Origin of the sequence: uncultured Methanobrevibacter sp. (assembly GCF_900316895.1) — an archaeon.
Lineage (GTDB): Archaea > Methanobacteriota > Methanobacteria > Methanobacteriales > Methanobacteriaceae > Methanocatella.
On sequence record NZ_ONER01000094.1, the window covers coordinates 1 to 7,414 of the forward strand.

The window sequence follows — 7,414 nt, forward strand, 5'->3', positions numbered from 1 at the left end:
GCCATCGAATCCACAATGGACATTGCAGGAAAAGTCCATCAGGAAGCTGGAATTGACTTTGAATTCGTTGACTTCGGAGGAGGCGTAGGCGTTCCATACACTCCAGAAGAAAAACTCCTAGACCTTGACAAATTCGCAGAAGTCAATGTAGGACTCTTCAAGGAAAAACTGGAGCAATATGATATGGGTAATCCTACAATGTATCTTGAACCTGGAAGATACCTTGTTGCTGATGCATGTGTGCTTTTGGTCACTGTCAACAGCGTAAAACAAAGCTACAGGAAATTCATAGGTGTCGACGCAGGTTTCCACACACTCTTAAGGCCTGCAATGTATGATTCATACCACCACATTGTCGATGCAAGCAAAATGGATGCTCCAATGACTCAGGAAGTGGATGTTGCAGGTAACGTATGTGAATCCGGAGATTTATTCGCACGTGACAGGCCAATGCCTGATGTGGAAGAAGGTGATGTTTTAGGAATCCTCAATGCAGGTGCATACGGATTTACAATGTCATCCAACTACAACTCAAGGCCACTAGCTTCAGAAGTGCTTGTAACTGATGGAAAATGCAATTTGGTTCGTGAAAGAGAAACCTTTGAAGATTTGTACGACAAACAAATGGTTCCACCACATTTAAAATAAGTTGATAGCATGGTAGATTTAAAAGGATTAAAATTTTCAAAAATGCATGGAATAGGCAATGACTTTCCAATAATCAATGAATTCGACGGTGAAGTCATTCCTGAAGCTGACAAACCTGAAGCATGCAGGATATTATGCCACAGAAACTTCGGTGTCGGAGGTGACGGAGTATTGTTCGTAGAACCTTCAGAAGTTGCTGATATCGGATACAGAATGTTCAATCCTGACGGAAGCGAAGCTGAAATGTGCGGAAACGGTATAAGATGTTTTGGTGATTTTGTCTATAGGAAAGGCATCTTAAAGCAGGATAAAATGACTGTTGAGACAAGGGCAGGAATCAAAACCATTGAAATCACCCTGGACGGTGATGAACCAGTGCTGTTTAAGGTCGATATGGGACTGTCAACATTCAAGACTCCTGAAATTCCAATGACCTCTGATGAGGATGAGTTTTTAGATGGCGAATTGGATGTCCTTGACACAAAATTCAACCTGACCGCAATCAGCGTCGGAAACCCTCACGCAATAATCTTTGTTGATGATGTGGATGAAGTTGACATCAACAAGTATGGTCCTGCCATTGAAGCACATGAGGTTTTCCCTGAAAAGATCAACGTGCACTTTGTTGAAGTTATCTCTAAAAATGAGGGCAAGATGATTACCTGGGAGAGAGGCGCTGGCGTTACACTAGCTTGTGGAACCGGTGCAACCTCAACTGCAATTTCTGGTTTCAAACTGGGACTGTTTGATGAAAACGTATTGCTCCACCTGCCTGGCGGAGACTTAAAATTCAATGTATACGAAAAGGATGATGCATTGGGCGCTTTCATGGAAGGCCCTGCAAAACTCGTTTTCGATGGAGAATTCTAAATTCTCTATATTCTTTCTTTTTTCTTTCTAAATATTCCAATTATTATGTCTATTACACCAAGCACAATAACTATTGCCATCCATATGCTGATTCCACCTTTAACAAATGAGAACAGCAATGCAAGAATTATCAGTGCCACACCTGTAAGTACTGACATTTTCCATTGTTCCATTATATCACCTTATATGCATTTATTAAAGTTATATCTTCAAAAAAGAAATGTTCTGATGCCTTTATTTCAGCTATAAAACCCATTTCGTCAAATTTCTGCAGGGTCTCCTCGTTGCCCGATAGCGAGGACTGTATCATCTGGACAATTCCTCCATCATTTAAATGATTTGACACTTCATCTAAAAAAAGATCAATTACTTTCCTATTACTTTCCTGCCGTTTAGTCCACCATCGAATGCATAATTTATAGTGTCGTCCAGAACTTCCCCTTCTTCGGTAGGCAGATATGGAGTATTGAATAGAATTACATCAAACTTTCTGTTTTCGACAGGTTCGAATAGGTTGCCGAAGAGAATCTCAATGCCTTCAATGCCGTTGTCCTCAAAATTCTTTCGTGCAAGTTCGCATGCGTCAAAATTGATGTCGGTCACGGTAATGTTGTTGGATAGCCTTGAGGCATACATTGCAACTATTCCTGATCCTGTTCCAATCTCCAGAACGCTTTGATCGGGTTTGATTTCCAGATTTTCCGCCAGCAAATAGCTGTCTTCGGCGGGGATATAAACGTTATCGTGTGTATTGATTATAAAGTCAGGCATAAGTATCACTCAACAAAAATAAGGTTTAGCTTTTTGGATATGTATAGAATTTCCTCAGGGGTAAGCATGACCACTCTCATTTTAAGGTATTCCACCAATCTTTCATCATCAATGGTGTTCAATCTCTTTTTCAGGACTTTCTTGTCAATATTGCTTATGATATGCCTTGAATCAATCAGGGCATTTTTAATCTTTTTGTTCCTGTGCTGGAAGAGAGCTTTTGTAAATTTTGAATATGTCCTGAAGTCATCGTCGCTTATGATGTTTTCCTTTGGAGTCAGTTTGACAACGGTGGAGTCGATTTGAGGCTTTGGAATGAAGCTTTCGTTACTTACATCGGTCAATTTTTCCACATCGCATTTAAAATAAAGCATTGCTGAAAGTCGGGAATAGTTTTTGGTTCCGACTTCGCCGTTCATCCGGCTGGCGAATTCCTTTTGATACATAAGAATCGCAAGGTCAAAATCATAGTTAAGGAATTTAAAAGTAATCGGTGATGAGATTTGGTAAGGAAGGTTTGAGATGATTTTATTGAAAGGCGGAAAGTCCACCTTTAACGCATCATCATTTATAAGTTCTACATTATCGATTTTTTCGTCTTCAAGCCTTTGGGCAAGTATTTCGAAAATCTTTTTGTCCTGCTCAATGGCTATAACCTTCTTTGCTCGTTTGGCAAGTTCAATTGTAAGTGTTCCAATTCCGGTTCCAATCTCTAAAATAACATCTTCCTTTGAGATATCTCCAAAGTTAATAATCTGGTCCCTTTTGTTTTTGTCGATAAGGTAATTCTGACCCAGATTTTTATTTAACTTTATCCCATGTCGGCTTAAGATATCTTTTGTTGTTTTAGATAAGGATGGGGAATTTTCACTTGTCAATTTATCACTTATCTTCTTCTTGCAGCTCTTGGAGGTTGTGTAAATAGGTAATATTTATTTTTACCTCTTTTTGGTTTTGTAGTGTCAAGTTCCTGTTTTACTCTGTTGACAATCATTGCAGCAGGATCAGCCAATGTAGGAAGCCTTTCTGAAATGTCTTCAAAGCTTTCGAAAGGTTTTTGTTCTCTTGCTTTAATGATGTCCCACATGTATTTTTTTCCGATTCCCGGAATCAATTCAAGTGAATGCATTCTTGTACTTACTGAATCTGCAGTATTGAAAAATTCAACAAATTTATCCTCATTATCTTCAACAATATCCCGAATAGCATAGTCCAGTTCTATTCTGGCTGTTGCGGTCATATTTTCATAATCTAATCTACCAAGGACTCTGTATATTTTGTCTCTTTTTCCTTTTCCAATATATACCAGGTCCTGTATTTCTAAATCAACACCATTTTTAGGAGCTAATTCAAGAAGAGTGAATTGTTCTGTACCAATAGCTTGAGCAATAGGTTTACCACCGAATTTGGACATATCTGACTTAACATAGCCACGGCTTAGATAATCAAGTACAACAGCATTTTCTTCTTTTTTAACTGTTGGTTTCTTTTCTTTTTTATTTCTATTATCCATATTATCACTCACTATTGTTTTTTTATTATAACCTTTAACAGATATAATATAAACTTATTAATAAATTTGATTGTTAAGTATAATAAAGATATCTAAAAAATGGCGATTTTGGTGAAATTTTCAAAAATAAATAAAAAAAGGAATAGTAGAAATACTATTCGATATAGTCATATTGTTCTAACATTTCGAGGATTTTTTCCATATCCTCTTTAGTTGTTTTAGCTGGTTCTTTAGCGAAAATCAATCTCATGTCTGCTAAATCTACTGGAACCATGTCAACAATATGAGCAGCGACCTTGTCCCTTAAGCCAAATTCAGCCTGAAGCTTTTCATAGATTTCTTCTGCGTCTTCAGCTGAGTATCTTTTGAATCTTGCAAGATGGTTTACTGTAAGATTTTGTTGGTAATTCAATTCATTGTTTTCAGCAAAATCTTCAAGAATCTCTTTTACTTTTGAACTTGGTATTGGTTCGCTTTTAATAACTTCTTTTCCAATCATAGAAATCAGTTTTGTAATTTTAAGTGATCAGGTCTTACTATTAACTCTTTTGCTTTGTTTCCATCTTTTAAGGACACAATGTATGCTTTTCCTTTTTGGCCAGTGATTTTACCGGTTTTACCATGGAATCTAGGAGCAGGTTGTCCTTTTTGGATGGATGGGTTAATAGTAATGTGAACTAAATCTCCTTCTTCGAATCTTTGCATTCTGTTAGTAATTGGGTTAGTTCTGCCCGGTCTTTGTACTTTAGTCATTTTTTTTCTTGATCTACTTTTTAATCCTCTTGATCTTTGCATTATATAACCTCTTAATCAGTTCAGTCTGGGTATAAGTCTATGTTATCAGCGACCTAGTATTAAAAAAGCCCATAAATACTAGTAACATAGAGTGTGAAAATAACTATTACCATCAGTGATATGATAATATTATAATTTTAGTTTAATGGTATTAATATACTTTTAGTTTTTTGGTCTGTATTGCCAAGTTGGTGTTCAAAATAAGAAAAATAGAGGAATAATGTTCCTCTAACGTTTGACTTTTAAGGTTGTTTTTATTGTGTTTTTGAGGTAGGTCACCTTCATTGTGTATTTTTTGCCTTTTTTGAGTTTTTTGATAAACTTTTTCTTAATGGTGAACTTTGCTATTCCTTTTTTGTTGGTTTTAGCGGTGAATTTCTTACCTTTAAGTTTCAGTGTTATCTTTTTGTTTTTCAATGCCTTATTGCCGTTTTTGAGTGTTGCCTTTATGACAAGCTTTTTGGCTGATTTCTTGACTGTGTATTTTTTGGTCTTGAGGTTCTGCTTTACCTTGACTGTTTTTTCATCGATTTCGCCTTTGTATATTGCGGTCAGCTTGTATGTTCCAGGCTTCAATGTGTTCGGCATTTTTAACCTGATGAATCCCTTTGCATCGGTTTTCAGGTAATAGGTTTTCTTGTTGAGCTTGATTGTCACTACCTGATTTGCACCGACAAAATTGGCATCGTCTCCAAGTATGCGCATATTAAGTTCAGTTCCGTCATAGTAGTACATTACAATGTTTTTGGCGCCGCTGAATCTTGAATAAGCGATAATCTTGCTTTTTTTAACTTCCCCTGTCGCAGGATTTGTAACTGTAATTACTGTGCTGCCATGAGGCAGTTTGGTGAATTTGATGGTTATGTATCCTGAACCGTCGCAGGTGAAGTTGTTTAATTTGCCATTTATGGAAATTGCAACTTGAGTGTTGTTTAATGGCTTTCCAGTGGTGTCCAATACCTGCAGCTTATAGTCGTAATCGCTGTTATATCCCCTTTCAACATCATTGGAGAGGATTGTGCCGTTAATTATGATATAATTCACAATTGAAGTGTTGTTGTATGTTGTTGTGATGGAGTAGTTTCCGACATCACAGCTTATTTCAAGCTTTGCTGATCCGTTTGCATCGGCTTTTACGGTTTGGATTTTACCGTTGAATTCAAAAGTTACTTCTTCGCCCGCACCTACATGTGCAACGAATGGAGTTTCATTTCCAAAGTATTTAACCAGGTTTTGGGTAATGTTCAAGTCTGAAACGGTATAGGCTTTTAATAGAGCTACATTGTTATAATTTTTCAAATCCACCCAGTTTTTTCCATCCGTGCTTCCAAAGGATTTGCCTTCTTGCGGATGAATTCTGGAGTTTTTAATAACAGGCGCTGTATTTTTAAATGTAACTTTAAAGATATCTCCTTTTTTGATTTGGACATATTTGTTTAGCTTGATTGTTTCATATCCTTCAATGTTGCTTGTGCCCTTTTGGCTGTAGACATTAACGTCGTTCACGGATATGCTGAATTCATAATTTTTCCCGGCACCTGTAAAGTATGTTCCGACAGCAGCAATTGCCTCATCCGCATCGGAGGTAAAGATGTTTGTATAGTAATCATAGTTGGAATATGTTGTGATTGTTCCTCCGAGGTCTAACTGGTAAATTCTGTTGTATGTGTCATTGTTGATTATATAGCCGGTGCTTATCTCATATGCAAATGAAGTGTCATAATAGGATACATAGAAATACCCTTGGTCGCCCCATTTGCTTCCCCAGCTGTTTTTAACAATCCATGCTCCGTCTTTAGGAGGTGTTTTCAGGAAATTGTTCCTTGAATAGGTGTCGTCCCATCCTACAACACATACCATGTGGTTTCCATCCTCTTTGCCGAAATAATATTGTGCACTTTTATCCTTGTTATAATATACGCTTTCATTGAAATCTGCATAATGTGAAGTTGACAGTGCACCGTACTTGATTAAAGCATTTTTAATCATGGCATTGTCTTCAGAATTTGTTCTTTCAGGAATGACAACTGCATTTTGAATGTGAATGTCCTGAGGTGTTATGAGCAGTGAGGATATTTTAGCGAGTTCATCATAGTCGTCATATTCATTAGGGAAAATTCCCAGCCAGTCAACCAGATAGAGCAAGGCTTCAAGATTGTTTGCTCCCTCAACATAATTCACATTTCCATATTTGGAATATCTGATCATTGAATTTTGAACGTTATTTACTGAAAATGAATATGTCGTATTTGCATATATCAAAAATGATGATTCCAGTGCTGCCATATTAGCGAATGCCCAGCAGGCCCCATTGAATCCCTGATCCTTAACAGGTGTGACCCATCCGTATTTCCTTAAATCGAATTTTTCAGGTAGCTTGTCAAATGTAGGGGTGCTGTTGGTTATTATGATTGGATTTGCACTGTTTTCAAAATTATAGAATGTATTTGTGTTGTCAAATGAGAAATCGTCATTTGTGAAATTGTTGCTGGAATCGGATACCTTTCCATATACTGTGTATATGCTTGTAGCAGTGGAGGGGTTGTTGAAGTAATTGTTTTCCATATTCAGGTCGGTGTCATATGCATAAAGGGTGGAAACGATAATGCCTGAGTTGTTTTCAAAGTGGGTTCCTTTGATAATTATGTTTCCCATATCGAAATAACATGCTCCTCCATAGGATATATTGTCCACAAGGGTGTTGCATTTAAAGTTTCCATTGTAAATTTGCACAAGGGCATAGCTGGTATAGATTGCTCCTCCCTCATATTCGGCCTTGTTGGATGTGAAGTTTGAATCGGAAATATTTAAAGTTCC

General features: G+C 37.2%; 8 protein-coding genes and 1 pseudogene. 2 read left to right on the forward strand and 7 right to left on the reverse strand.

What is annotated here, in order from left to right; all coding sequences use genetic code 11:
* Together QZN27_RS08685 and dapF are read left to right on the forward strand one after the other, a co-directional pair.
* Nucleotides 1-648: diaminopimelate decarboxylase family protein (locus QZN27_RS08685; RefSeq protein WP_394346862.1), on the forward strand; the 648-nt coding region annotated here is incomplete at its 5' end.
* Between the two features lie 9 nt (nucleotides 649-657).
* The gene (gene dapF / locus QZN27_RS08690; protein WP_296786499.1) at nucleotides 658-1,518 is read left to right on the forward strand and encodes a diaminopimelate epimerase; all 861 of its coding nucleotides are present in this window, start codon (nucleotides 658-660) and stop codon (nucleotides 1,516-1,518) included.
* A 5-nt stretch (nucleotides 1,519-1,523) separates the two neighbouring features.
* On the opposite strand, the gene QZN27_RS08695 is transcribed toward dapF, so the two are convergent.
* The 7 genes and pseudogenes from QZN27_RS08695 to QZN27_RS08725 form a co-directional block, all read right to left on the reverse strand.
* A complete protein-coding gene (locus tag QZN27_RS08695; RefSeq protein WP_296786501.1) occupies nucleotides 1,524-1,691 on the reverse strand; it encodes a hypothetical protein in 168 nt (55 codons plus the stop codon).
* Nucleotides 1,691-2,289, reverse strand: a pseudogene (locus QZN27_RS08700) (HemK2/MTQ2 family protein methyltransferase). Before QZN27_RS08700 ends, QZN27_RS08695 begins: the two are co-directional and overlap by 1 nt.
* A 5-nt stretch (nucleotides 2,290-2,294) precedes the next feature.
* Nucleotides 2,295-3,167 carry a 16S rRNA (adenine(1518)-N(6)/adenine(1519)-N(6))-dimethyltransferase RsmA gene (rsmA, locus tag QZN27_RS08705; protein ID WP_296786503.1) on the reverse strand — a complete coding sequence of 291 codons (873 nt, stop codon included), beginning with the start codon at nucleotides 3,165-3,167 and terminating at the stop codon, nucleotides 2,295-2,297.
* A gap of 8 nt (nucleotides 3,168-3,175) precedes the next feature.
* On the reverse strand, nucleotides 3,176-3,802 hold the full coding sequence (locus QZN27_RS08710) for a DUF655 domain-containing protein (protein ID WP_296786506.1): 627 nt from the start codon (nucleotides 3,800-3,802) through the stop codon (nucleotides 3,176-3,178).
* A 154-nt stretch (nucleotides 3,803-3,956) separates the two neighbouring features.
* Nucleotides 3,957-4,301, reverse strand: a complete 345-nt coding sequence (locus QZN27_RS08715; protein WP_296786509.1) for an RNA polymerase Rpb4 family protein — start codon at nucleotides 4,299-4,301, stop codon at nucleotides 3,957-3,959.
* 5 nt (nucleotides 4,302-4,306) lie between these two features.
* Nucleotides 4,307-4,597, reverse strand: a complete 291-nt coding sequence (locus QZN27_RS08720; protein ID WP_296786512.1) for a 50S ribosomal protein L21e — start codon at nucleotides 4,595-4,597, stop codon at nucleotides 4,307-4,309.
* Between the two features lie 228 nt (nucleotides 4,598-4,825).
* Nucleotides 4,826-7,414 (reverse strand): C1 family peptidase (locus QZN27_RS08725; protein ID WP_296786515.1); only part of this gene is annotated, 2,589 nt, incomplete at its 5' end.